The organism is Nocardia sp. CA-107356 (assembly GCF_050946365.1).
Classification (GTDB): Bacteria; Actinomycetota; Actinomycetes; order Mycobacteriales; family Mycobacteriaceae; genus Nocardia.
The window spans coordinates 8,444,684-8,467,493 of the sequence record NZ_CP191992.1 but is presented as its reverse complement, the minus strand read 5'-3'; the positions used below and the strand labels follow the sequence as shown (position 1 = coordinate 8,467,493).

The following is a 22,810-nucleotide window of genomic DNA, read 5'->3' as shown; positions in this document are numbered from 1 at the left end:
CGTGATCGGTTGAGCGCGACGCTCTTTCACGGCGTAAGCACGCGCTAGCGATGTCAGGGTGCTCACGCGACCCCCTTGAGGCAGTCAGCACGCATCCTGTCCGCCAGCCGAAGCAGGTGCGCGGCCTCGTACTCGTGCTCACCGGGAGCGCGTCCCTGCGCCAAAGCCAGGGCGGCGTCCAGCATTTCGATGCCGCCCAGATCTTCGCGTACCGATCGGCCGAGTCTCTCGGTCGAATGGTGCGCCTGTGCGCGACAGTACAGCGCCATTTCGCAGGTGGTCAGGCACTCCGGCGCGTAGCGCGCATCGACTTGCTCTAGGGCGTCGATCAGTTCATCGACCGGCCTGGTGGCGATGCCGTGGTCGTCGCGGCGAAGGTCCAGGGTCAGTTCGGGCGGCAGCAGCGACAGCAGTGGGCCGATCTGCGCCAGGCGGGACAGCTGCCGCCGCAGGACCGCGACCTGTTTGCGGATGTCGATGCGAGCCGAGGTCGGCTGGTTGGAGAAGTCCGTCGGGCACACCAGGAAGATCGCGTCGGACACCAGCCCCGGCTTCAACCCCAGTTCCTGTAACAGCTGCCGCAGCGCCAGCACGTACACCGCCGCCTGGGTCGCCGCGAAAGCGACCTTGCCTGGGTCGGCGCGGCCATCGATGATCGAGAACGACTTGATCTCGACCACGTGGAACCGGTCGCCCAGTTTGAACGCCACCAGATCCGGTTCCAGGTAGGCGTCGTGGCCGGCGATATTCAGCCGCAGCAGCGGATGATCGAACAAGGTGCCCGAGTCGGGGTCGGACCGCGCCGCTCGTGCCAGCAGCTGCCGGGTGTACCGATGTCGCGTCTGGGAAGTCTCGTGACCGGCAGCAACGGCGAGGTCGTGGTAGGACACCTGCGGGATCGGCAGCGACAATTTCTCCCGCAGCAGCCGGAGTAGCTCGGCGCAGGAGTTGGCTTTCACGAATTGTTCGAAGGCGATGCCGCGGGTGATGTCGAATGGGGACTGCCCGAACTGTGGCGGGTAGCCGATATGCTCGGCCAGTTCCTGCTTGTTGACGGCGGCGGCATCCAGCACACCGCGGCGGCTGCATCCGGGGTTGCTGGTCAGCGCAGCGATCGTTCTCGCATCGTGTTTCTTCGGGTCAGCCGATCCGCGGATGGTATCCAGACGAATGTCGGTGTCGTTCAACAGATCTTCCTTCGTAACGGAAGCACGCATGGATAGAAGAGGGAAAAGAATACTGCCCGTGGACCCGATCAGCGCTCGGTTGTGGACTGGGAGACCACCGTGAGTGTCGAGCCGAATAGTTGTTGTCGTTCGTCGAGCTGCGATGTGGCACGCTCGGCTGCCACGTCCCGCTGCACCTGATCGTCGTCTTGATGGACCGCGAGCTCGGTCCGTGCCGCCTCGGCCACCGTCGCCGGGTCGAGAGCATCGAATGAGTCACCGGCACTGGGGATACTGGTGGCGAACCGCCTTAGCAGCCGCTTGGCTGGCAGTGTCGGCTCGCTCATACGACCGACTTGCTCGGCCACATGGATTGCGCCAGTGAGGAAGTCGACGCGCCCACTCAGCGGGCCGACGATACGGCGGCTGATCGGCCACGTCGACACCGCCAGCAGTCCACGGGCAGCGATGAGCCGATCTGCCGTAAGCGCGCTACACAAATAGTAGGGCCGCGCATGCGGAGACGACCGGAACGAGCGCTCCTCATCGCGCCGTAGATGCCTGACCTTCTCGCTGGACAGTTCCCCGGCGAAGAACACATCCTGTACAGCCACAACCATTTTCGGTGCTGAAGGTACACCCAGCAGGGTCAACGCCTGATGGACCTGGTCCCGCACCGACAGAATGGACCCGAGAGGGCCCGCAGCCTTCGCGGCGTCGTCAGGTGCGGCAACGGCATCGATCGCGTCGTGCCATGCCCGCTCCACCCGGCGAAGCTCCACCCGAACCTGATTTGCTCGCACCGTGTCGCCGGCCATCAATGCCCGGCGCACCTCGTCGCGCAAGATCTCGATCCGCCGGTCGAGCTCCTCCAGGGAATTGGTCACGGCACCGCACACTACCACCTGTGCCGCATATTCCAACATTCTCCGACAAAGACGCCCAAGAGTTCCGGCTCGGATTGCGACCGGCAACCTGGAAAATCGAACATATAAGCGAATATTGGGTAGTTGGATCCTCACGATGTTGCCGAGATTGGTCGTCGCCCTCATGCATCGGACTTTGGATGCAACCCGTCCGGCTCGCGCCTATCCTGCGTGTGCTGCATGAACGCGCATCCTCCCGTGCACTGGCCCACCCAACTCGGGCGATCCGCTCGAGAGTTCTGCAGATGGCGCCGGGTAGATCGTTCTGACGGCGGCGCGCATGGGCATGGGCATGGGGTTTGTCGGTGTCGTCCGGCATGCTGATGCGAAGACGCTGTCGATCCACGGAGTGCGCAATGTTATCCGCTCGAACCGGCCCGCAGCCCTTGTCCGACAGTGATATTCAGCAGATAACGGCGGATATCGCGGAAGGTCGGGCACCAAGAGTTTGGTTCACCGCGCAGGCGGTCGGCATGCGGGAAGGGCGCTCGGGCAGGGTAGTCGCGGTCGGCAACCCCGGCGAGGCCGATTTCCTCCGAGTACAACCCACCGGATCGAAGGACACGCTGGCCTTCTCGCCCGCCGAATTGACCCTGGCCAAACCCGCCCGACGCAGCGCCCGCAACTCCGCCGCATCGCGCGGTCAGGGGACATTGTGGTGATACATCCCAAGTGCGCCTCGAGCCTCCGCCCCGACACCATGACAGACACCGCTCTGGCTGCATCCCCGATCGCAAACCGCTCTGCTGCAATGTCCGGCGCTGCTGATGTTTGAAACTCGCGCCTCGCGTCGGACCCTTCGGCGAGTTTCCGGTATTCACCGGTCGATGACCGAGGGCGCGGCGCTGTTGCATTCCTACGCGCCGGTAGATCGATATAGCTCAGCGATCTGGGTGTAATCGGTCAAGGAGACAACGTCGTTGTCGCGAGGGTATCGATCAATGACTCAAGCCGTCCTGCGGCGTCATGGAGTGGGATGGCTTCCTGCTCGATTCGCCGGAACGGTGCGGGTCCTGCCGTGGCGACGGCGTCGTAGGCGGCTGCTTCGGCCTGGGTGAGGTTGGTGAGCCGCGTCGAGGACGGTTTGATTGGCCGACCGGCCTTGTCGTGGTTCACACCATGATGTGCGTAGCGGTGCAGGTCGGTGGCGTCCATAAGGATGGAGTGGACGGTCTTGGCGGGCATGCCATCGGGGGCAGGTGCGGCCATCGCGGCGCGGAGCCGGTCGAGGATCGTGTAGCCGTCGGCGTCGATATCGCCCCAGTAGAAGATATGTTCGGCCGCGCGGATCCAGGCGATACCAGCAAGCAGGGACCCGGCGGCTTTGCCGCTTCCTTCGACGATGATCGAATCGCCGGCAGGTGGGAACCAGAGGCGACAGTCACGGTTTTCGACGATGAGGACGACCCGCGGTTCGTAGGCGAGGTCGTGGACATCACCGGTGGTCCAGGAGTCGTGCCTGCGCCTGCCCGAGGCGGTGTAGTCGGGGTCAACGTAGGTCAGGTGAACGACAGCCAGCCGTGGCCTGACTTCGGAGCGCACGTCGCGGCCGGTCACCATTGCCAGGAGCGCGCCGTGGGTTTCGAGCCACTTCGAGTGCATGCCGGGAACCGGCAGTTGGCGGGCAGTCCAGGCACTCACGTCAGGGTGGTCGCGTAACCAGGACACAGCTGCGAATAAGACAGAGGTGTCGGGCTCGGCGAGCCGGTAGGTGGCCTTCAAGGTGGCTGGGGTGAGAGTTGCGCCGACCGCGGCGAGGGACGTGGCGAGTCTGCGGGCGTGATCGATGTCGACGGCTGGGAGCCTGCCCTGGGCTTGGTGCACGAGTTCGATGGCGGCGGTTGCGGTCTCGGCTATGAGCGTCGCCGGGAACTCGTCAGTCACACCGCGGATTGTCACCGGTTTGCGGATGATCTCGAGTCCGACGGCACCGCTGATGAATTGTGTATCGAACGCGCGCCACGCCGTATGCCATTCGTGCCAGAGGTCGTACCCGATCTGCCCAACACTTTTCCCGGTCGATAGTCCGGGGCGAAGCGGCACGGAATAGGTCACGGGTGCTTCGCCGCCGCGCTCCGCGCAGACTGCTTCGGCCCATTTCTGGTCGATCTTGCGGCGGATCGCTTCGACGGCCTCTTCCACTGTCACAAGGCTGGAGGTCACTCGTCGTCCTCGGGCACGCCGATTATGGGTTTGGCCCAGGAGCGGCTCTGGGTGTCTTTGAGCACCAGATATTCGGCCTCGACATGCGGTTCGATGGCGCTGTTCTTGTCGTTGGGGGCGCCGACGATGAGCTGGAATCCGAGGCCACGCCAGGCGCCAATGGCGCGACCGGTGTAGCGGGCGTCAGCCTTGATAAGCGCTTCGTCGAGAAAGACCGGAGCGTAGCGGGGACGTTCGGCGCCCGCGTCGCCCAGCTGATAGCGCAACGCCGAGCCGACGATGAAGGCAACGAGTTCCTGGGACTCGCCGCCGGATTTCTCTCCGATGTGGTCGTAGAGGGCGACGTGTTCGTTTGCGGCGTTGCGCTTTTCGGCGCTGATGCGGATGTGGTTGCGCACATCGATCAGGTCGGCGAAGTCCGGGGCCGTGCGGCGGATGCGGTCGATCACCTTGGCCATCCGACCGTAGGCACGCTCCCGGGCTGTATCGGTGTCGGCCTGGTCGATCAGGCGGCGAACGTCACGCAGCTCCTTGCGGAAGCGTGCGCGTACTGCCGAGTGGCTTTCCTGCGGGTCGATCTGCAGTCGATGGTCGTCGTCGGAGAACGGCAGGTCGGCGAGGATGCGGTTGACCGGTTCGATCCGGTCGCGGATCTCCCGGATAGCCGAGGCGAGTTCGCTGTCGAGGCTGGTGAGGTCGTTGCCGGACAGTTTCAGCAGGCTGTCGCGCCATTGGTTTTCCAGCTCGTGCAGCCGACTGGTCTCCAGGTCGGTGAGCAGGCGTTCGAAATCGTCGTAGGAGGCATCGGGGTCGGTGCCGAGGTTCGGATTCGGCCAACGTTCGACGAATGTCGAAAACGTTTCCGACAGTGCTGTTCTGGCCCTGGCTATCGCACTCGCAGCAGTCTGCCGATCGGCTCTGAGCCGGTCGGCCACACGGTCGGTGGTCGCATCGAATTGTGTGATGGCCTCGCTGGCCGGGATATCGCCAGTCCCCCCTGTATCGAACAATGCGGTGAGATAGTCACGGTACTCGGCAGTGACCTCGCGACCGGACTGGCGGGTGGCGTCGAGTTCTTGCTGGGCGTCGACCGCCTCGCCTGCGGTTGTTTTCCAGGCTTCGTCGAGGTCTTCTTTCTCGACCTTGGCCCGGATGGCCTTCTCGGCGAGGTCGTTCACCTTGACCTCCAGCGCAGCCAATTTCTTCTGCAGTCGGTCGATTTCGGGGTTGTCGGAGTGAACTTCGTCGATGATCTGTGTCCATCGGTCTCGTTCGGCCGAGACCGAGTCGACGTCTACCTGATCCCACGACAGCTCGGTCAGGGTGCGGTAGGCGCCGCGGCGGTCCTCGAACGAGTCGAGGGCGTCCTGCGCCTGTTTCAGTAGCCTGTCGGCGTCGGTCTGGCGTTCCTCGGCGTCGCGGATCTGTTCGTCGAGATGCGCGAGCAATCGGTCGTTGGTGAAGCCGAGGACGTTGGCCCTTCCCTGACCGCCGTGCGCGCCGCGCACACCGTCGGAGATCTGACCGGTGATCGTGAGTGCCTTGAGATGCTGTGGCAGCAGGCGAGGAGTCTCGACGCAGACATAGTCGAACCGGATGACGAGTTCGCTTTTGAGCCACGCCGTGAACGGTGAGGGACGGTAGTCGAGGCGGCCCGGCAGCGTGCGATCGTCAAGCCCGATCTCGTCCCGCAATCCGGTCCGTACGCCCTCGAACTGGATGCGCCGCACGGTGCACACGGTGTTGATCTTTTCGCGGAAAGTATTCAGGTGTGCGATGTCGATCAGCATCTTGGTGGCGAACCCGCCCAGAGCGAGGTTGAACGCTTCGCGCCACGGCTCGAATCCCGTACGAACCTCGATCAATTCACCGACAAACGGAAGATCATCCGGCGTAAGACCAGCGGCCTCCGCAAGCGCCGCGCGCGCTCGATGCAACTCTGTGGGGATATTGCCCCGGCGAGCCGCGACAGCCTTGCGCTCGGCATGCAACTCCGCCAGCTCTCGCGTTACGGTCGTCTGGTGTGCCTTCGCCGCGGCGAAGTGGTTCTGCGTGGTTTCCCTGGATTTCTTGTCATCGAGCAGCCGGCGTGCCTGTACGACCAAAGCAGCGAAGTCCTCTTCGCCGGATACCTCGACGTCGAGGACATTCAACGCCTTGTCCAGTCGCGTGCGCACCCGCCTGACCTCGTCGAGGTGCTTATCGACCTCACGAAGCTCTCTACGGGCCCTGTCCAATCGGTCGCCACCGGAAGCGCGCAGAGTCTCTGCTACTCCGTCCCGTTCGGATTTGGCCGACTCGGCCAGGGCCGACTGCGCATCGACTGCTGCCTTGGCCTGCTCGCGGCGTCGCTGCAGGTTTTCCGCGGTAGCGTCCAGCAATTCGACTCGTCGTTCGTGCCGCCACAACCACGCTGGGGACGAGGAGTCGGTGAACGATCCGATGGCCTCGATCATGTGCAGCCGCTCGGTTTCGTCGTGGATGGTGCTGCGATGCTCCCGGATCGGAGTCAGTGCCCTGACCTGCTGGCGCGCGGTGGTCATCTGTTTGCGCGTGCTGGACAGTTCGTCGAACTGCTTGACCACCTCGTCGGCCGTGGAAAGGGTAGACGGTTCCTCGAGAACCATCGTCTTGTACAACGCGTCGACCGTGGTGATCTGCTGTCCGGCCTGAATCCGGCCCAGCAGCGCGACCGCTTTGTTCCCGTCTCCGGCGGCGCCGATCCCGAGCGCGGTGTGCAACCGCGCTGTGTACTCCAGGTCGGTGGGGTAACACGTCAGCCCGAGCGCTTTCACCGCAGGTTCGGCGAGCCGCTTGCTCGCCGGTCCCGCCAGCTCGCGCAGGTCGAACGGTACGTCGCAGGTGGCTCGCACCTTGGCGAGGTCCTCGAGAGAACGCGCCGACGACGGCACGTACCATGCCCGGACGGCAGTGAATCTCGCACCGGAACGGTCGGCCCATGTCATCGCGATCGCTGACCAGGTGTCCCGGCCGTCGCCACGCAGAACCTGGGCCTTCGTCTCACCTGCGGTTCGGGATTCGTCGAGCTTTCCCCGTGCATACGACAGGATGTTGCGCTGATCCTTGCCGCGCGGCCGACCGACGACACCACCGTTGGAGGCCCCGTTGAACGGCATCGTGTGGGGCATGATCAACGCGATATAGGAGTCCATCAGAGTCGACTTGCCCGATCCAGACTCACCGCACAGCAGGGTCGCGCCGGGCGCGAACCGCACACGATGGTGCCCGTCGTACCCGCCCCAGTTGACCAACTGCAGATCCTGCGCCACCCACTGCTGACCGCGAGACGCCTCGGGGATCAGCCCAAACAGCGTGTCGATCATATTCATGACGCGATATCCCCCATGGTGTCGTCGACCACGTGGCCCGTGCCGTCGTTGCGTTCACGCAACCATCGGCTCAGCTCGCTGAGTTTCTCCGTACTCATCACGACCTCCACCAGCGGCGTGATCCGGTATCGACCCGCGGTTTCCTCGTCCATCAATCCTTCCCTGGCCAACCGCGTCACTGCGCCACGGATCTCTTTCTGCCTGTCCGCCATATTGGTGCCATCAGGGTCGAAGTAGGTCAGCACCGTCTGCTCGAGTTCTTCGATATCGACCCGCGCCGACATCTCACCCGCGACCCGTTCCTGCTGGAACACCGTGCGTAGATGCACCAGTACCAGCGTCTCGGCACGGTTGTAGGGATCGTCCTTCAAAAGGATCGGCACATCGAGTTCCGCCGACCGCACCTGCTGCTTGTGGGCGATGCCGCGCTCGTGATCGATCACGAGCCGGACGAACATGTCATGCAACCGGGACTCTATGAGTTGCTGGTTCTCGAGCAGGGTCCGCCACTGCGCCGAGTTCTTATCGGCCAAAAGGAACCGGCGCTGCAACAGCCGCACAAGCACCCGCCGCACCTCCGCGTCCAGCGTGCCCGTGTCGCCGGCGAACAGCTCGGTCGGGTCCTCCTCCATCGAGACCGGATCGATGAACCCTGCATCCTCACCCTCAGACCACGCGTTGTCACAGAAATCAGTCTCACTCATCCGCCGCCCCCTCCTTCGTCGTCACGACTACACCGCCGAACGCGAATCGCCGCCGAGTCCGATCCGGCCGGACCGCCTCGACGGTGACAATCTCCCCAGTTTCGGTCATACCCGCGCGATGCGCGAGCTCGAGCAGACCGAGCAAATCGACCGGGCGGCGGATCTCCTCGGGTGCCACACCAAAGGCGACCGCGATCTCGACGGTGTCCGCTTCGGCGGCGAACCGTGCTAGATGCTCATCCAGCGCCGCATAATTCGGGCCGCCCCATGCCCGGGTATCGGTGTCCGGCATCATATCGTAGCTCCACTCGGCCAACGGCACGGGCGGCTGAAGCGGGCGGGGATCACTCAGCGATTGACGCAGATGCTCGACGCTGGCGGTCGGTAGGCGACGCAGTGGCTCGATCGGCTCCCCGCGCCGGGAACCGGGCATCCATCGGTGAAAGCCAGTCATCACTTCACGGAGCAGCTCGTCTACCTGACGGTCCCGCATCGGGTCATGGTTGCGGACCTGAGTCGTGATCACATGCGACGCCTGCCGCTGCGCGGTCAGCACCTCTTTGACGCCTCGCTCGATCCGGCGCGCGATCTCGGTGAACTCCCGCCGCTGCGGTTCGGTCAACTGCGCGGTGAACCGATGCCGCAGCACCGTGCGCAACCGGCTCGACAAATCATCGATTCGCTCCGGATCGCCGATCAACCCCAACGCCCCGGCGAAGGCCCGTCCTTCCGGCGTTGCGTCCATGATCTGCTGCCCGTGTTCCAGGTATTCCCGCAGCACCTCGCCGGTCGGCCGGACGTCCTGCCGCAGATCGGCAACTACATGCCGCTGCATGGCCTTGATCGACTCTGCCACCCGGGCGAAATCCGCCGGCAGCTCCCGCGCCAAATGCAGCACGTTCTCCGCCTCCTCCACCAGCCGCTCGTCGTCGACGGACTCGACGGCGCCGCCAGCCTCGAGCCGCCACAGCTCCTGCTGCCGTTCCCGGATCTCCGCCTCCAGACGGGCAATCCGTGCCATCACATCCGGGTCAGCGTCCTGCGCCAGCCGCTCTACTGCTTCCAACAGCGTCCGGACCCGCGACTCCGATACTCGTGTGCGGGAACCCGCGACTCGGCCCGCGACTTCCAACGCGCCCACGCCATGCGCGGACAACCGATAGACCTCGCCCTCGTTGTCCAGCACCTGACGTACGAGCCACCCAGCGTTCACCCACTGACGGCACAGATCCCGGGCGCTCCCGACGGGCAACGGTAGCTGGTTCTCCTCGCCGTATCCCATTGCCCGCAACTGGTTCAACGCATCGCTGATCTCCGCGTGCGCGTCCGCCACTGTCACTGCGGGCCGCTCGGCGGTGAACACTGTCGCCAGCATGGTCACGACAAACGGTGCATACGTTTGATGGAGCAAATCGAGCATCGGGGTTTTGAACGCCCGAAGAGCCCCCTGATACGCACCCTCTACGCTTCGAACACTCATCGTCGCCAGAGTACGTCGACCGACCGACACACAAGCGTGAAAGACAACCCTCTGAGTAGCGAGTGCACCCGCAGCTGATACTGCGGACCGCGGGACGGGCTGTTGAAGGCGAAAACGGTTGGCGTTGCGCAGGTCTGGAAGGCAGGCTATGAATCATGAACTGGTCCAAAGTGTTCGCGGATCGGTACGAGTGAACTTCGGACGGGAGAGCCGATATCGGCTTCTACACGGGGCTGGCATCTGGGACCGACGGGCCGCTGATGGAGCTTCCTCATGGGCAACGGCCGTGTCGCTATCTCGATCGCGCAGGCCACCGGGCGGCCGGTGAAGCCAGCAACGGTCTTTCGCTGATGGCGCAGCGGATCGTGTCGTGGTTGACTTCGACAGAACTTCTCGCCACGCGAAGCCGCGCGCGACGCCGGATGAACACCGGATACGAGCAGCGAGTGAAGGCAGGTCGCGGACGACAAGCCGAGCGCGACGGGCGATCGAGGTGGCCGCGTTGCGGCGGCTCACCGCGATGCGCGACTGACGCATTCTGCTCGCTGACCGGTCGAGGTGACCCGGGTATGGCGGCACGCGTGGACGACCATCGACGAGATGACGATCGTGTGGTCGACGCTCATCGGAATCGGGTCGACGAATGTGCAGGATAGCTGCCTGCTCTGGTCAGTGGAACAGGCGCTTGTCGTACGGCTCGCCGTGATCGTCGGCGCCTGGGCGCGGCACGTCACGGTAGACACCCGGCGAGTCCGGGCGCGCACCGGGTTCAGGTACGAAACCTGGGCGCGCTAGAGGCGGCAGGATCGGCTGTCACCGACAGGCGCGATATCGGGATTGAACTGGTGGACGAGGTTGGCCAGGCTCGGGCGGTGCCCGGCGTCCCGGCCTCGATTCTGATCAGGAAGGCGTTCGGGGTATGCCCGCTCATGGTGGCGCTGAGCCGATTCCCCCCGTACACCGTGTGCAGTTCGGACGTCCTCACCCAGGTGCTCGGCCGAACGACCCCAGGAGGGCGCCGAGTCCGCCGGTGGCCGTGGTGGTTTCGAAGCCGGGTCCACGCTGCGACGACGGGAGCGTGTCGGTGTGGCTCAGTATCATCACTGCCGAATCCGATCGGAACGGTACCGGCAGGTGGTAGGCGATGCAGGCAGATTATGTGTACTTGATTGGCGGCGACGAATGCCCGCGAGTCAAGATCGGGCACTCGAGGTCGCCCGAACACCGCCTTGCCGAGTTCAAGACAGGATTTCCCTTCCGCATGCGTGTGCTGTGGAGACATGGCGGCGGTGCGGCGCTTGAGCGTGCCCTGCATGAACGGTTTCAGCGCTACCGCCGGGAAGGTGAGTGGTTCGAGTTCGGCGACATCGATGCCGTTACCGCCATTTCCGCAGCGACGGCCGAACTCTGGGAGAGTGGCGCCGTTGACGGTCGGGTTCGGAAACGGCGGTTTCCGACAATCATCAATCTCAATGGTCTCTGGATCGCGTACCTCGCCCCAGGCGGTGTGGAGACAAAGTCATTTCCAGGTGAATCCGACCAAAACATCCCAGGGCTACATGCCGGGTTCGCGGCATGCACAGCCGTCAACGACGCGGGCAACAGCAGGTGCCCCGACACGATTGGAGGATACGAATACAGGCCTGGCCAAAAGTACATATCACCGCCCGAGATCGAGGCGATCGAGTTCGAGGGAGGTTGGATCATCAGCGCCCGCTTGCAACTTGACGCTCTTGAGCTCGATCGTTGGCTTCGGCAACGGTGTCGTGCGCATGCCAGCCCCCTGCACAACATGTGGTGTTTGCCCGAGTGGGAACCTGTGGATGTCGCTAAGCATCAGCCGAACATCTACACCAGCAAGCCAGACTGGCCGGAGGAATCGAACAACCGGTGGCGAGTCCGGTTGGCTCGGATGCGAGCCCTGACCGACGACCGAACTTCGGGGGTCAGCGCACCGTCAGCATCCACCCCGTAGGACGCTGCCGTGCTGTAAAGCACAAGAGTCGATCTCCAGCAAGCGGACAGCGAACTAAAACTGAGATTGACGCACATGCGTTGATCCGTTGGAGGTGCGGGTGACGTCGACGAACTTCAGCGATACTCCGCCCGCTTGCGGGCGAGGAATTCCTCCCCATCGAACGGCACGCCGGGCCCGGCGTGCTCGGCCTCGATGAGGGCTTCCCGCACCCCGCGGAGGTTGGTCTCGCGGTCCTCGAGTAGCCGTAGGGCGGAGCGCACAACATCGCTGGCCGACCCGTAGCGGCCCGAGCTGACCTCGGTCTCGATGAACCCGAGGTAGTGATCACTGACGGAAATTCGGATTGGATATGGTCGACAACGTTGAACATGCTTCCAGCGGTTCGCATTTCACTCTTCCGGCGATGCCAGTCAGACGTCCGCGGTCGGATCCGGTTGGACCGACCGGGCCGGCGGTCGCGGCGTTGCCGTGATGCACCACGCAGTCGGATGATGTTCGTCTTTGCCGATGGCGGAGCATGCACAGGCGAATTCGTTTGTCGCTGTGGATCGTTTCTGTCCCGATCGTCACCCTTCCCTCGACACATAGCCGGTCGGTCGGGTTCGCTCGCACGGTCAAGATCGTGAATGCTGCCGTCACGTCCGGTTCGAGGCTATCTGCCCGGTCGGGTCATCGTGGCTTACCGGTCGTTCGCCATCCGGGGTGAGGCATGGGCGTGTACCTCATTCTGGGTCCAGGGATTCCGAAGCTCGACTATCTGGAGCCGCGTGACGCGCTGCTGGTGGTGCCGTTGATCGATGAGGACCGGGTGTTTACTTCCCGGGTCGGCGGCGTCGACTGGATCTGTGCGTTCACCAGCGTCGAGTCCTACGCCCGCTATATGAGTGCTCGCGGTGTCGATTCGGACCAGGAGTACCGCTATCACACGCTGCGCGGGGGTCGCCTCGCTGAGTATGCGGCAAGCCGGGCCGAGCCGACCGGAGTCGCTGTCGATATGGCGGGCACAGCACCAATGGCGTTCCCGCCGAACGCTTCCGAGACCTCCCTCGCTGGTGATGGGAACCGCTGATGGGTGAGCAACTGAATGTCGATCCCGCAGTGTTGCAGCAGGCGGCAGACGGGATCACCGGTGTCATCGGTGAACTGTCCGATCTCGGTGTCGGTGAGACGGGGGCGATGGGGCGAGGGTTTTCGCTGTTGACGTTGTCGCCGATGCAGGCGGGTAAGTCCTTGGTGCAGAATGCGTTTGAGACGTTCACCGAGCGGTGGTCGTGGGGTGTGCGGTCGTTGGTGCAGGCGGGTAACGCTATCGCGCAAACGTTGGGGTTGGCGGCGGGCCGCTATCACATCATGGATGAGAAGTTCTCTGACACGTTCAAGGAGATCACCGCCCATCTGATCGGGAACCCGCATCTGTCGAATGAGGAGATCGACAAACGGTCGTGGGGCGAGACTCTGGCCGATAACCAGTACAACCAGATCCGCAACCGCGACTACAGCGCCGAGTCGTTCCAGAACGCGTTCAACCAGATCGGCACCAACATCGAGGTCATTCAGGCGGTGGGCCCGGACGCGTTGGGCAACAACGGCCCGATACCGGGGATCCCGCAGCATTGGAATACCGGTGCCGCGGAGCGAGCGGCGGAGATTCGTAACGGGCAAGGGGGGCAATAGCTTTGGGGATCGGGGATTTCGTCACCTCGGTTGGTGACGCGATCGAGCACGGTGTCGAATCGGTCACCCAGAAGGCGGGCGAGCTCGCCGATTCCGGTTTGGACGCTGCCGCCACGCTGGCCCGCAACCTTGGCGCGGATGGGGTCGCCGAAGGGTTGGACGATCTCGGCGACAAGATCGCCGACCTGGCCGGCGGTGAAATTCACGAGCGTGAACTCGGACAAACCAAGGATCCGAAAGAACTGATCCGCGGTGACCCCTCGGCGATCCACGATGCCGCCGAAGCATTGCAGAAGATGGGGGATTCGATCGGGCAGACCGGCGACGCGCTGCGCACGGTGAACACCGCGGACTGGACCGGGACCGCGGCCGAGGAGTTCCACACCGAGTTCGCCAAACAACCCAAGCTGTGGTGGGAAGGCTCGGACGCGATGCACAAGGCGTCGGGCGTGCTCAACAGTTGGTATTACGAGGTGACCGCCGCTCAAACCAAGGCCGCGGACGCGATTGCACGGTGGGATGCTGCCGAGGTCGAGGAAAACAGTAAGAAAACCCAGTGGAACGCGCTGTCCGATGAGCAGAAACGCAAAACGCCTCTGGTGGATACGTGGACGTCGATACGCAATGAGGCCCGTGAGATCTTGCGCGGTGCCCGCGCCCAACGCGACAATGCCGCAGCCTCAGCCGCGGCAGCATTGGTGGCCGCGACCGAGTCCGCGCCGACCGAGTCGCCGTTCACCGAACGCTGGACCGACAACGTCTCGGACCTGTCGGGGGCATTGGATCAAGCGAAACTGAACTTCACCTCCGGGTTGTTGACCAGTTTCTCCGGGATCGTGCAGTTCGTGCGTCAGGTCAGCCCACTCGACGCCTACAACCTCACTCATCCGGCCGAATACTTCTCGAGCATGTCGGATCTGGGCACCGGACTGGTGGTGGCCGCCGCTGATCCCGGGGCGATGACGTCGGCGATCCTGTCCGGTGCCCGCAAGAACCCCTCGGAGTTCCTGGGCTCGCTCACCGGAGACCTGATCACCACCGTCGGCACCGGCGGTGCGGGCGCGGACAAACCCGCACTGTCGGCTCTGGACAAGGTCGGCGACGTCTCCAAAGTCACCAAAGCCACCCACACTGTGGCCAGCGCGGCAGAACACGCTCCACACCCATCGGCCGGCGCCCACACGCCGAGCGCTCCCACATCTCATGCTCCTTCGTCGACACCGCATGAGCCGGGCGCACCGACGGGCACCCACCCAACAAGCGAGGCATCGTCGCCGACCTCGACCGAGCACGAGCCGGGAACGCCGACGGGCACCCACCCGAGTACGACCGAGCCGGGCACCCACCCCAACACGGCGACCGAATCCCCAACCCAGCCGGGAACCACCGACCCCCATCCCGGCGACACCACGTCCCAAACCCCCTCGCACACTGCAGAACCCGACGCACCCCGACCGGAGAACTCGGCTCCCAACCACACACAGCCGGAGTCACCATCGGCGGCACCGCATCCGGACACGAATCCGGCTCCTCACAACACTGATTCGCCCACCACAACCGAGCACGGCGGTGACCCTCCACAGCAGACCCATGACCCGAACCCGACCTCCACGGACGGACATGGAGGGGACGGCACTACCCCGGGCGGTCACGGCAGCCCGAGCCCGGATCATCAACAGTCTCACCACGACCAACCGGTGGACAACACGCCGCAGGGTCGCGCCGAGGCCGACCAGGGTGCCGGTGACACGGCGCGCGAAAACGGCGCGGACAGCAACCAGACCCCGAACGAGAAAACCTGCGACCGAGATCCCGTCGATGTCGCCAGTGGCGAATTCCTGCTTCCGGAAACCGATCTCGACCTGCCTGGAGTTCTGTCGCTGGTGTTGGAGCGCACTCACCGCTCGAGCTACCGGTATGGCCGCTGGTTCGGTCCTTCCTGGTCAGCGACCCTCGACATCCGTTTGGTGGTCGAGCACGAAGGTGTGACCTTCCTCGGGCAGGACGGGATCATGCTGGTCTATCCGCACGCCGCGGCTGGTGTGGCGGTGGAGCCGATCACTGGTGGGCAGCGGTGGACGTTGACTCGCACCGACACCGGCGGCTATCGGCTCTGGGATCAAGGTCGTGAACTGATCTGGCATTTCGCTCCAGAACCGGTACTCGGCGACCTTGAATCCCGGCTGGGGAACTACGCGATCTCGGCGATTACCGACCGGCACCGTAACCGAATCCGCTTCCACTACAACAGCGACGGCACACCGGTCGAGGTCTCGCATTCCGGCGGATATCGAGTCCTCATCGACACCGCGGCGGGCCGGGTGACCGGACTGTCGGTCAGCAGTTCCGGCGACAACGGTGTTGAAACCGTTACGCGGGTACTGGAATTCGACTACGAGTTCGGTGAACTCGCGATGGTCACCAACGCCGTCGGCGCCACCACCCGTTACAGCTACGACACTGAACACCGGTTGACCTCGTGGACCGATTCAAACGGCAATCAGATGGTCAACGCCTACGATGAGTCCGGTCGCGTCATCTACCAGCGCGGCACCGCCGGTGTGATGAACTGCGACTTCGACTATCTCGAATTCCCCGACGGCGCCGGCAGCCTCACCACCGTCACCGACTCCTTCGGTGCGGTCACCAGCCACGGCTTCGACCGGGACCGTCGCCTCCGTGACCTTGTCGACCCGGCAGGTGGTCGTACCCATGTCGACTACAACGCCGACCGCAACCCGCTGAAAGTCGTTGCTCCCGACGGTGGCATCACCCGCTACAAGTACACCGCCGAGGGTGACGTCGCCGAAATCACCCGCCCTGACGGCCACACCGTCGAGATCGAGTACCTGTGGCGCAACCGCCCCACCCGAGTCATCGAGGCAGACGGCAGTGCGCGACAACAGGAATGGGACAAGACCGGCAACCTCGCCGCCATTGTCGACCCGGCGGGCACCCGCACCGAATACCGCTACCACCCCAATGGCGCTATCGCCCAGATCACCAACGCCGACGGCGCCCGCACCACCATCGAGGTAGATCCGGCCGGTCTTCCCATCCAGACAACCGACCCGAACGGCGCGATCACCCGCATAGAACGCGACCACTTCGGCAGACCGATCAGAGTCATCGACTCCTTCGGCGGCCACACCTGCTATGCGTGGGCTCCCGATGGAAAACTGCTGCAGCGCACCGACCCCGACGGTCACACCGAATCGTGGACCTACGACGGTGAACGCAACCTGCTGACACACACAGACCGCGCAGCCAACCTCACCCGCTTCACCTACGGTGCCTTCGACCTGCTGACCTCCCGCACCGAGCCCGACGGGTCGACCACCCGCTACACCTGGGACGCCGAACGCCGCCTCACCACGGTCACCAACCCCCTGGGCCACACCTGGACCTACGAGCACGACCTCGCGGGCCGCCTGATCGCCGAAACCGACTACACCGGTGCCACCACCCACTACACCCACGACCGCGCCGGCCGCGTCGCCACGATCACTCCCGCCACCGGCGTCACCCGCCATTACACCCGCGACATCCTCGGGCGTCTTACCGAAATCACAGCCGACACCGGCGAATGGCTCCGCTACACCCACGACCCCGTCGGGCGCATCCTCACCGCTGTATCCGGCAGCGGAGGGGACTCCATCCACGCCCTCGAATTCGGCTACACCCCAACAGGCCACATAGCCACCCAAACGCTCGATCATCAATCCCCGATGCGGCACGACTACGACCAACTCAGCCGCCGCACCCGCCGCATCACCCCCTCCGACGCGACCACCGACTGGCACTACGACTTCACCGGCCGTACTCGCGCAATGACAGTCGACGGCAACCACGTCCAGTTCACCCACGACCCACTCGGTCGTCTAACCTGTTGGCGCATAGGTGAAATCGCGGTCACCCGCAACCTCACCGCAGTAGGGCACCTCACCCACCAAGACGTCACTGCCTACCCCGGCAGCTCACTCGACCTCGGCCCGTCTACCCGCCCGAGCCCACACCGGCTCCGGTACGACGAATACACCTACCGCCCAGACGGATACCCCACCAGCCACATCCTCACCCACCCCGACACCGATCGGGTGCATCGCGAATACACCCTCGATCCCGCAGGTCGCGTTACCACCATCACCCGCAACGGCGCCCTCACTGAGCAATACACGTATGACCCTCTCAGCAACATCACCAGCACCCTGCCCGCGCAGGCCTCCGGCGAAGGCGCCGTTGCTCTCGCTACCGCGCCAACAACATCGGCTACCACTCACGGTTCACATCCCACACCGGAGACCAACGATCACCGCGAATACCACAACAACCTCCTCATCCGAGACGGTCGCACCCGCTACCAGTACGACGAGTCCGGCCGCCTGATTCGCAAAACCACCACACGCCTGTCCCGCAAACCTGACATCTGGCGGTACCGCTACAACGCCTTCGACCAACTCACAGACGTCTGGACCCCGGACCACCAGTGGTGGCACTACACCTACGATCCCCTCGGTCGCCGCACCACCAAACAACACCTCGCCGCCGATGGCGCCATCCTCCACCGCACCGACTACACCTGGGACGGCACCCACCTCATCGAACAGACCACCGACGACAGCTCGAAACGGTGGCAGTACCAACCGAACTCCTACATCCCGATCACCCAGACCACCGACCAAACCCGCGTCGATCGCGAGTTCTTCGCAATCATCACCGACCTCGTCGGCACCCCCACCGAACTCATCGATCCCGCCACCGCGACCAACGTCGCCACCGCATACACCGATCTATGGGGCAACACCACCTGGCCAGAACACGCCGGAACCCCACTCCGATTTCCTGGTCAGCATCACGACGCCGAAACCGGTCTGCATTACAACCTGCACCGCGTCTACGACCCGCACACAGGGCGGTTTCTCACAGCAGATCCTATGGGCCTCGCACCTGGCCCCAACCCCATGGGCTACCCTCGCAATCCGGGGCTGTGGACCGACCCGTTGGGGCTGGTGCCCTGTCGTAATGAGGATGGATCGTTCCAGTTCCGTGAGCCGAATCCGGCTCACCCGCCGAACCCTCAGCTCGATGATTTGATGCACAAGAAATATTCGGAAAGCTACGACTGCTCAGAGATCGCGCAGGACATGCTCTCGAGAGCCGATGGGGTTGGGAGCATCATTCGTTACGAACCAGCAGATGGGAGCCTCCTCCTCACGCCCGAGAACACCGGGCGTGTAACCCAGGAGTACGTATTTCATGAGGTATATACAGATGGTCGTTACGTTTACGATCCAAGGCTATCGGTAACTCCGATTCCTTTAGGCGACTTCGAGAGAGCGATCAAATACCTAAACCCAGGAGTGAGGTGGTCGGGATGACCAACGCAGCCGATCGGCCATCCAAACGCGTACTCTCCACGCTTGCGATTCTCGGCGAGGTCGAATGGGCTCGAATTGATATGGGCTTCGACGACTTCACCCCCCGAAGGACTCCGCCATTCATAGTTTGGCGCTACAAGTCTGAATCCAACGATACACCCGACGTAATCCAATCTAGCGTGCGATCCTATCGCGGTGAGATCGACTGGAACGTCGATAAACCGGGTCGCAACTGGATCATCCAGCCGATCCGAGTCGCCTCGGGCACCCCGGAATTCGCGGGGCTGGAGGGGCGCGAACTGTTAGACGCCATCGCACAGAGCGATCCAGAGTATTGTGAATCTTCCATCCGAGATTTCCAAAACTTGTTCGAATATCTGGCCCGTCTATGGCAAGGTAGTAACCATGAATAAGGATGAGGTGGTTACTGCGACTTCTGGCAAGATTTCTTTTATAATCGTAAACGATCGTAGACGGCGCTCCTCGCAGAGTTTCGCCCACGTTATCATAGACGCGCCCAACCCCTGAACGAATGGATGTCAAAAGTCCGGACGTCGAACGGATCGGCCGCCTTCTCGCCGAATGGTTGCCTGACCAGAAAGCAATGACAGTCGTGGAATATTTCGACGCGCCAATCAAATGGTTTGTTTCCTTGGCGAATGCATGATCGCGATATGTGCGGCATTCTGGTTCGACCTATGTTAGCACAACAAAACATCTGGTCTACGTGAGAGAAAATCGGGTTCTGTCACTGTATGAAGGATTCGAACCAGCTATTGTTGTGCAGGATATAGGAAAGGCCCGACGAGCCGCCATACACCTATGTTGCGGGGAAGCTATTGCCGCGAGCGGTCAAGAATTTCGTCAATATGACCCGATTCATGCGGGGACTTGCCGGGTACTGCGTACCGGGCACCTGATTGTTGTCAGGGGAAGCACCTCACTGGTGTGGTCCATTAGCTGGTCGCGGATCGGATGGTGTGGGTCGGCGCAGATGGACTGACAGTAGAAGTCGCTGGAAAGGCACGCGTCACCAGTCGATGAATACCACGTGGCGGCGCGCCGGCATCCGCTCTGCCATGCTCATTTCTCGAAGCCCCATGTAGATGTCCTTGCCGGTACGCCACTGGCTCTTCTTCAGGAATTGCGGGTGGATGTGTTCCTCGGCCTCAATGACTCCGGCCGCGGTCGATGTCACGTGTGATCTGACGGTCGACTAAACGGTCTCGCTCACGAGATTTCCTGTGACGCAACGGAATCCGGTGTCGTCGTCGAGCATCCTGCGCGTGGCATCGTTGAATGCTGCTGGTTCGCCTCGGTCGAAAGGGCTGGTGAACGCCGAGCCTTTGAGCTCGAATCGGTCGGTGGCGGTCTCGGTGGCGGTCCATTCCCAGGTGTTTCCGACGAGGTCGTAGATGCCGAATGGGCTGACTCCGCTGGCGTAGGTTGATACCGGCGTTGTGGTGCCGGGCCCGGAGCCTCGGACATTGCATTTGGCCGGGGTCGGCTGGTTGCCCCAGGGCCAGGTGTTGCCGCGGGTGCCTCGGGCGGCCTTCTCCCATTGTTGGCTGGTCGGCAGAGCTTTGTGCGCCCACTGGGCATAGGTGTTGGCGTCGTCCCAGCTGACCCAGACCACAGGCTGGTCGGCGATGTCGCGGTCGGGGGCCGGGCCGTCCCAATGCTGGGGCGTGGAATGTCGGTGGGCGGCAACGAATCGCGCGTAGTCGGCGTTAGTGGTCGGGAAGACATCCATCCAGAATCCGGCCACCCACACGGGTTGGTCTTGTGGTCCGGCGAGGAAGATTCCTTCGGGCACCCAGGTCATCAGCTTGCCGTCGGCGGGATGGCGGGTGTTGGTGCGTTGCTGGACGACGTCGGTATCGCGAGCGTCGCTCAGGGCGGTGGGAGACATCGCTTCGACGAACCGGGCGAGTTCATCGTCGTTCAGGCGCGACAAGATGGTATCGAGGGCTGCTTGGTTCACAGGGCGGGGGCGGATGTTCGCGCCGCCGGCTTCCCAGCGGGAGATCACCCGGGGGTTGACGCCAATATGCGCTGCGAATTCGATCAGACTCATCCGCCGGGCATCTCGCAGTGCGGCTGCTTCGGAGCCGGTCCAGCTCCGGACCACGATGGCCATCGCGCGTGTCCTCCCTTCCCGAGCGGTGGGATCTGAGCCTAGTCACAGCGGTGGCATGGCGCGCGTCAGATGCGTTGCGGGGGAATGGATTCGTATTCCGCGCGGAGCCGTTCGATCATCTCGTGGTCGATGGGAAGGTCAATGTCGTCGATACGGGCGATTGCACGCACACCGACCGCGGCGTTGGTCGCGACGGCCGCGTCGACGTGCGGCAGTTCGGCCAGGGTGATGGGCTTGACGACGACTTCCTCATCCAGGGTCTGACTGAGCAGGCGCATCGTGATGCCAGGCAGCACCTCGGCCTGCGGCCAGATCAGCTGGCCTCCGGAGATGACGCCGATGTTGGACGTCGCGATCTCGGTGATGGTGCCGTCGGCGTTGGTGAACAGGACATCGTCGGCACCGTCGCGTTGGGCGAGGCGGCGCTGGTAGAGGGCGCCGAACAGGCCGACGTGCTTGGTTTTGGGTAGGTCGCGGGTGTAGACCGCCGACCGCAGAGTCATCGGGGCTTGCGGGACGGCGGGTGCTTCACGCCAGGTCACGAGGATTTGAGGGTCGGCGTCAGCGCCGGGCCTGCCGAGGGCGATGTGCGGGTCGAACACCGTGATCCGCACGACTACCGCCGTATCAGTGTCGGCCACGACGCGGCGGATGAGGTGGCGCACGCGTTCGGGGTCGAGTTCGGCGTCGAACACCGTGCGGCAGTCGCGGGTGAGCCGGTCCATGTGCTGGCTGAGCCCGCGCACAGCGCGATTCTTCACGCGCATGGACGTGAAGTGCCCGTATCCGACCAAACCCAGCGCCGCGAGCTCGGACTGACTGATCGGCGACCCGTTGAGTTCCATGCGGCCAGTGTGTCACCGAGGGCGCGTCGCGGAAGCGCGGCCCAACGCCGAACGTCAGTGAAAAGTCAGTGCAACGACATTCAGCGACAGTTCCGGGCAGGCAGGCGTGCACCGATTCTGAGGTCCATGAAAAACACGGATCGCGGCAGCCGGGGTTTTCAGTCCGATCAACCAACCCACCGCAGGGACCGAACCACCATGAGATCACCCGCAGCAATGGGCTACATCCGTCGTGACGAATCCGGAACACGCCAACCGTGGGACGAGACCGAAATCCGGCGCGCTGCACAGGATTTGGGCTACAACCTGATCAAAACAGTCGTGTTCGGCGACGACACGGACCATCCGGCGATGCGCCTGCGGAACGTGGCCCGCAACATGACCCGGGTGCGCGGGGTGGAGATCTCGGCCGTGCTCACCCCGAACCTGAAGCATCTCGACGGTGACGTGGGGCCGGTCATCGAGTGGTGTGACGAGGTGATCACCGTGGAGGACGGTGCGAGCTACAGCCGCCTCGGATCACATGTCATCGCCTGATGCTGGGGTGGCAACTGGGCCTGGTCATCGCGGTCACGCTGGTGTTCGCGGGAGCGATTTCCGGGGCCACGTGGCTGATGTACCAGGACCGGGCCGATGACGAGTTGGACAGTCAGAGCACATCGACATACGACACCACCGCCGACGACCTCGGTGTGAGTGCAGCCGAAATTCTATCCAGGCTCGGACCTGAGTACGACGACCCAGACGACCAGTGACCAAAGGAGCTACTTCGATGACAACATCGCACGACGCGCCACCGCAGTGGCGGAAGGTCCTCGATGCCGAGATACGGCCGTGGCCGGAGGAGCACCGCGCCTGTGAAGCCCACGAAGGCGGCACGACATCGCAGGCGTGCGGCGCGAAATGGTGGCTGCTGCAACAGCATCAAGCACGCGGATCGACGTTTCCCGATGTGGCTTCAGGTGGTTGCGCAGCGTCTCGGCTGGGCACCAAACAGCATGAGGGG

Annotated in this window: 19 protein-coding genes; 9 read left to right on the top strand and 10 right to left on the bottom strand. The window is 63.6% G+C overall.

Annotated features, from left to right (window positions below):
* Positions 1-62: 62 nt before the first annotated feature.
* Together ACQP1G_RS38205 and ACQP1G_RS38200 are read right to left on the bottom strand one after the other, a co-directional pair.
* Entirely contained in the window at positions 63-1,187 is a 1,125-nt protein-coding gene (locus ACQP1G_RS38205) for a hypothetical protein (protein ID WP_433194543.1), read from the bottom strand.
* Positions 1,188-1,255: 68 nt separating this feature from the next.
* Entirely contained in the window at positions 1,256-2,218 is a 963-nt protein-coding gene (locus tag ACQP1G_RS38200; protein ID WP_433194542.1) for a hypothetical protein, read from the bottom strand.
* A gap of 347 nt (positions 2,219-2,565) precedes the next feature.
* Here ACQP1G_RS38200 and ACQP1G_RS38195 point away from each other — a divergent pair, with 347 nt between their 5' ends.
* The gene (locus ACQP1G_RS38195) at positions 2,566-2,754 is read left to right on the top strand and encodes a hypothetical protein (protein WP_433194541.1); all 189 of its coding nucleotides are present in this window, start codon (positions 2,566-2,568) and stop codon (positions 2,752-2,754) included.
* A gap of 241 nt (positions 2,755-2,995) precedes the next feature.
* Here ACQP1G_RS38195 and ACQP1G_RS38190 read toward each other — a convergent pair whose 3' ends face one another.
* The 4 genes from ACQP1G_RS38190 to ACQP1G_RS38175 are packed head-to-tail and all read right to left on the bottom strand — an operon-like array spanning position 2,996 to position 9,789.
* Positions 2,996-4,255, bottom strand: a complete 1,260-nt coding sequence (locus ACQP1G_RS38190; RefSeq protein ID WP_433194540.1) for a Wadjet anti-phage system protein JetD domain-containing protein — start codon at positions 4,253-4,255, stop codon at positions 2,996-2,998.
* Complete coding sequence (locus tag ACQP1G_RS38185) at positions 4,252-7,605, bottom strand: ATP-binding protein (protein WP_433194539.1); 3,354 nt, start codon at positions 7,603-7,605, stop codon at positions 4,252-4,254. Before ACQP1G_RS38185 ends, ACQP1G_RS38190 begins: the two co-directional genes overlap by 4 nt.
* On the bottom strand, positions 7,602-8,309 hold the full coding sequence (locus ACQP1G_RS38180) for a DUF4194 domain-containing protein (RefSeq protein ID WP_433194538.1): 708 nt from the start codon (positions 8,307-8,309) through the stop codon (positions 7,602-7,604). The genes ACQP1G_RS38185 and ACQP1G_RS38180 overlap by 4 nt, the downstream gene beginning before the upstream one ends.
* Positions 8,302-9,789 carry a DUF3375 domain-containing protein gene (locus tag ACQP1G_RS38175; RefSeq protein ID WP_433194537.1) on the bottom strand — a complete coding sequence of 496 codons (1,488 nt, stop codon included), beginning with the start codon at positions 9,787-9,789 and terminating at the stop codon, positions 8,302-8,304. The genes ACQP1G_RS38180 and ACQP1G_RS38175 overlap by 8 nt, the downstream gene beginning before the upstream one ends.
* Positions 9,790-10,389: 600 nt before the next feature.
* Here ACQP1G_RS38175 and ACQP1G_RS38170 point away from each other — a divergent pair.
* On the top strand, positions 10,390-10,584 hold the full coding sequence (locus tag ACQP1G_RS38170) for a hypothetical protein (protein WP_433194536.1): 195 nt from the start codon (positions 10,390-10,392) through the stop codon (positions 10,582-10,584).
* 349 nt (positions 10,585-10,933) lie between these two features.
* Complete coding sequence (locus ACQP1G_RS38165; RefSeq protein ID WP_433194535.1) at positions 10,934-11,764, top strand: GIY-YIG nuclease family protein; 831 nt, start codon at positions 10,934-10,936, stop codon at positions 11,762-11,764.
* A gap of 116 nt (positions 11,765-11,880) precedes the next feature.
* Here the strand turns inward: ACQP1G_RS38165 and ACQP1G_RS38160 are convergent, their stop codons facing one another.
* On the bottom strand, positions 11,881-12,111 hold the full coding sequence (locus tag ACQP1G_RS38160; RefSeq protein WP_433209163.1) for a type II toxin-antitoxin system ParD family antitoxin: 231 nt from the start codon (positions 12,109-12,111) through the stop codon (positions 11,881-11,883).
* A gap of 365 nt (positions 12,112-12,476) precedes the next feature.
* On the opposite strand from ACQP1G_RS38160, the gene ACQP1G_RS38155 reads away from it, so the two are divergent.
* Genes ACQP1G_RS38155 through ACQP1G_RS38140 form a run of 4 tightly spaced genes read left to right on the top strand, consistent with a single transcriptional unit; the run spans position 12,477 to position 19,232 of the window.
* Positions 12,477-12,836, top strand: a complete 360-nt coding sequence (locus ACQP1G_RS38155) for a hypothetical protein (RefSeq protein ID WP_433194534.1) — start codon at positions 12,477-12,479, stop codon at positions 12,834-12,836.
* Complete coding sequence (locus ACQP1G_RS38150) at positions 12,836-13,441, top strand: hypothetical protein (RefSeq protein WP_433194533.1); 606 nt, start codon at positions 12,836-12,838, stop codon at positions 13,439-13,441. Before ACQP1G_RS38155 ends, ACQP1G_RS38150 begins: the two co-directional genes overlap by 1 nt.
* Before the next feature lie 2 nt (positions 13,442-13,443).
* Complete coding sequence (locus tag ACQP1G_RS38145) at positions 13,444-18,819, top strand: putative T7SS-secreted protein (protein WP_433194532.1); 5,376 nt, start codon at positions 13,444-13,446, stop codon at positions 18,817-18,819.
* A complete protein-coding gene (locus tag ACQP1G_RS38140; protein WP_433194531.1) occupies positions 18,816-19,232 on the top strand; it encodes a hypothetical protein in 417 nt (138 codons plus the stop codon). The genes ACQP1G_RS38145 and ACQP1G_RS38140 overlap by 4 nt, the downstream gene beginning before the upstream one ends.
* Positions 19,233-19,849: 617 nt before the next feature.
* Here ACQP1G_RS38140 and ACQP1G_RS38135 read toward each other — a convergent pair.
* The 3 genes from ACQP1G_RS38135 to ACQP1G_RS38125 all read right to left on the bottom strand — a co-directional run bounded on the left by ACQP1G_RS38135 (position 19,850) and on the right by ACQP1G_RS38125 (position 21,804).
* The gene (locus tag ACQP1G_RS38135; protein WP_433194530.1) at positions 19,850-20,017 is read right to left on the bottom strand and encodes a hypothetical protein; all 168 of its coding nucleotides are present in this window, start codon (positions 20,015-20,017) and stop codon (positions 19,850-19,852) included.
* A gap of 18 nt (positions 20,018-20,035) precedes the next feature.
* Positions 20,036-20,959, bottom strand: a complete 924-nt coding sequence (locus ACQP1G_RS38130) for an SUMF1/EgtB/PvdO family nonheme iron enzyme (RefSeq protein WP_433194529.1) — start codon at positions 20,957-20,959, stop codon at positions 20,036-20,038.
* A gap of 65 nt (positions 20,960-21,024) precedes the next feature.
* The gene (locus tag ACQP1G_RS38125; protein ID WP_433194528.1) at positions 21,025-21,804 is read right to left on the bottom strand and encodes an aminotransferase class IV family protein; all 780 of its coding nucleotides are present in this window, start codon (positions 21,802-21,804) and stop codon (positions 21,025-21,027) included.
* A 198-nt stretch (positions 21,805-22,002) separates the two neighbouring features.
* Between ACQP1G_RS38125 and ACQP1G_RS38120 the strand changes: the two genes are divergently transcribed.
* Together ACQP1G_RS38120 and ACQP1G_RS38115 are read left to right on the top strand one after the other, a co-directional pair.
* Entirely contained in the window at positions 22,003-22,341 is a 339-nt protein-coding gene (locus ACQP1G_RS38120) for a hypothetical protein (protein ID WP_433194527.1), read from the top strand.
* The gene (locus ACQP1G_RS38115) at positions 22,341-22,559 is read left to right on the top strand and encodes a hypothetical protein (protein ID WP_433194526.1); all 219 of its coding nucleotides are present in this window, start codon (positions 22,341-22,343) and stop codon (positions 22,557-22,559) included. The genes ACQP1G_RS38120 and ACQP1G_RS38115 overlap by 1 nt, the downstream gene beginning before the upstream one ends.
* The last annotated feature ends 251 nt before the right edge of the window (positions 22,560-22,810 follow it).

Bases quoted from the DNA above. Each gene is read 5' to 3' on its own strand.
- ACQP1G_RS38200 (WP_433194542.1), bottom strand. From the start codon at position 2,218: ATGAGGGCGACGACCAATCTCGGCAACATCGTGAGGATCCAACTACCC.
- ACQP1G_RS38195 (WP_433194541.1), top strand. From the start codon at position 2,566: ATGCGGGAAGGGCGCTCGGGCAGGGTAGTCGCGGTCGGCAACCCCGGC.
- ACQP1G_RS38185 (WP_433194539.1), bottom strand. From the start codon at position 7,605: ATGAATATGATCGACACGCTGTTTGGGCTGATCCCCGAGGCGTCTCGC.
- ACQP1G_RS38180 (WP_433194538.1), bottom strand. From the start codon at position 8,309: ATGAGTGAGACTGATTTCTGTGACAACGCGTGGTCTGAGGGTGAGGAT.
- ACQP1G_RS38175 (WP_433194537.1), bottom strand. From the start codon at position 9,789: ATGAGTGTTCGAAGCGTAGAGGGTGCGTATCAGGGGGCTCTTCGGGCG.
- ACQP1G_RS38170 (WP_433194536.1), top strand. From the start codon at position 10,390: ATGACGATCGTGTGGTCGACGCTCATCGGAATCGGGTCGACGAATGTG.
- ACQP1G_RS38165 (WP_433194535.1), top strand. From the start codon at position 10,934: ATGCAGGCAGATTATGTGTACTTGATTGGCGGCGACGAATGCCCGCGA.
- ACQP1G_RS38155 (WP_433194534.1), top strand. From the start codon at position 12,477: ATGGGCGTGTACCTCATTCTGGGTCCAGGGATTCCGAAGCTCGACTAT.
- ACQP1G_RS38150 (WP_433194533.1), top strand. From the start codon at position 12,836: ATGGGTGAGCAACTGAATGTCGATCCCGCAGTGTTGCAGCAGGCGGCA.
- ACQP1G_RS38140 (WP_433194531.1), top strand. From the start codon at position 18,816: ATGACCAACGCAGCCGATCGGCCATCCAAACGCGTACTCTCCACGCTT.
- ACQP1G_RS38130 (WP_433194529.1), bottom strand. From the start codon at position 20,959: ATGGCCATCGTGGTCCGGAGCTGGACCGGCTCCGAAGCAGCCGCACTG.
- ACQP1G_RS38125 (WP_433194528.1), bottom strand. From the start codon at position 21,804: ATGGAACTCAACGGGTCGCCGATCAGTCAGTCCGAGCTCGCGGCGCTG.
- ACQP1G_RS38120 (WP_433194527.1), top strand. From the start codon at position 22,003: ATGAGATCACCCGCAGCAATGGGCTACATCCGTCGTGACGAATCCGGA.
- ACQP1G_RS38115 (WP_433194526.1), top strand. From the start codon at position 22,341: ATGCTGGGGTGGCAACTGGGCCTGGTCATCGCGGTCACGCTGGTGTTC.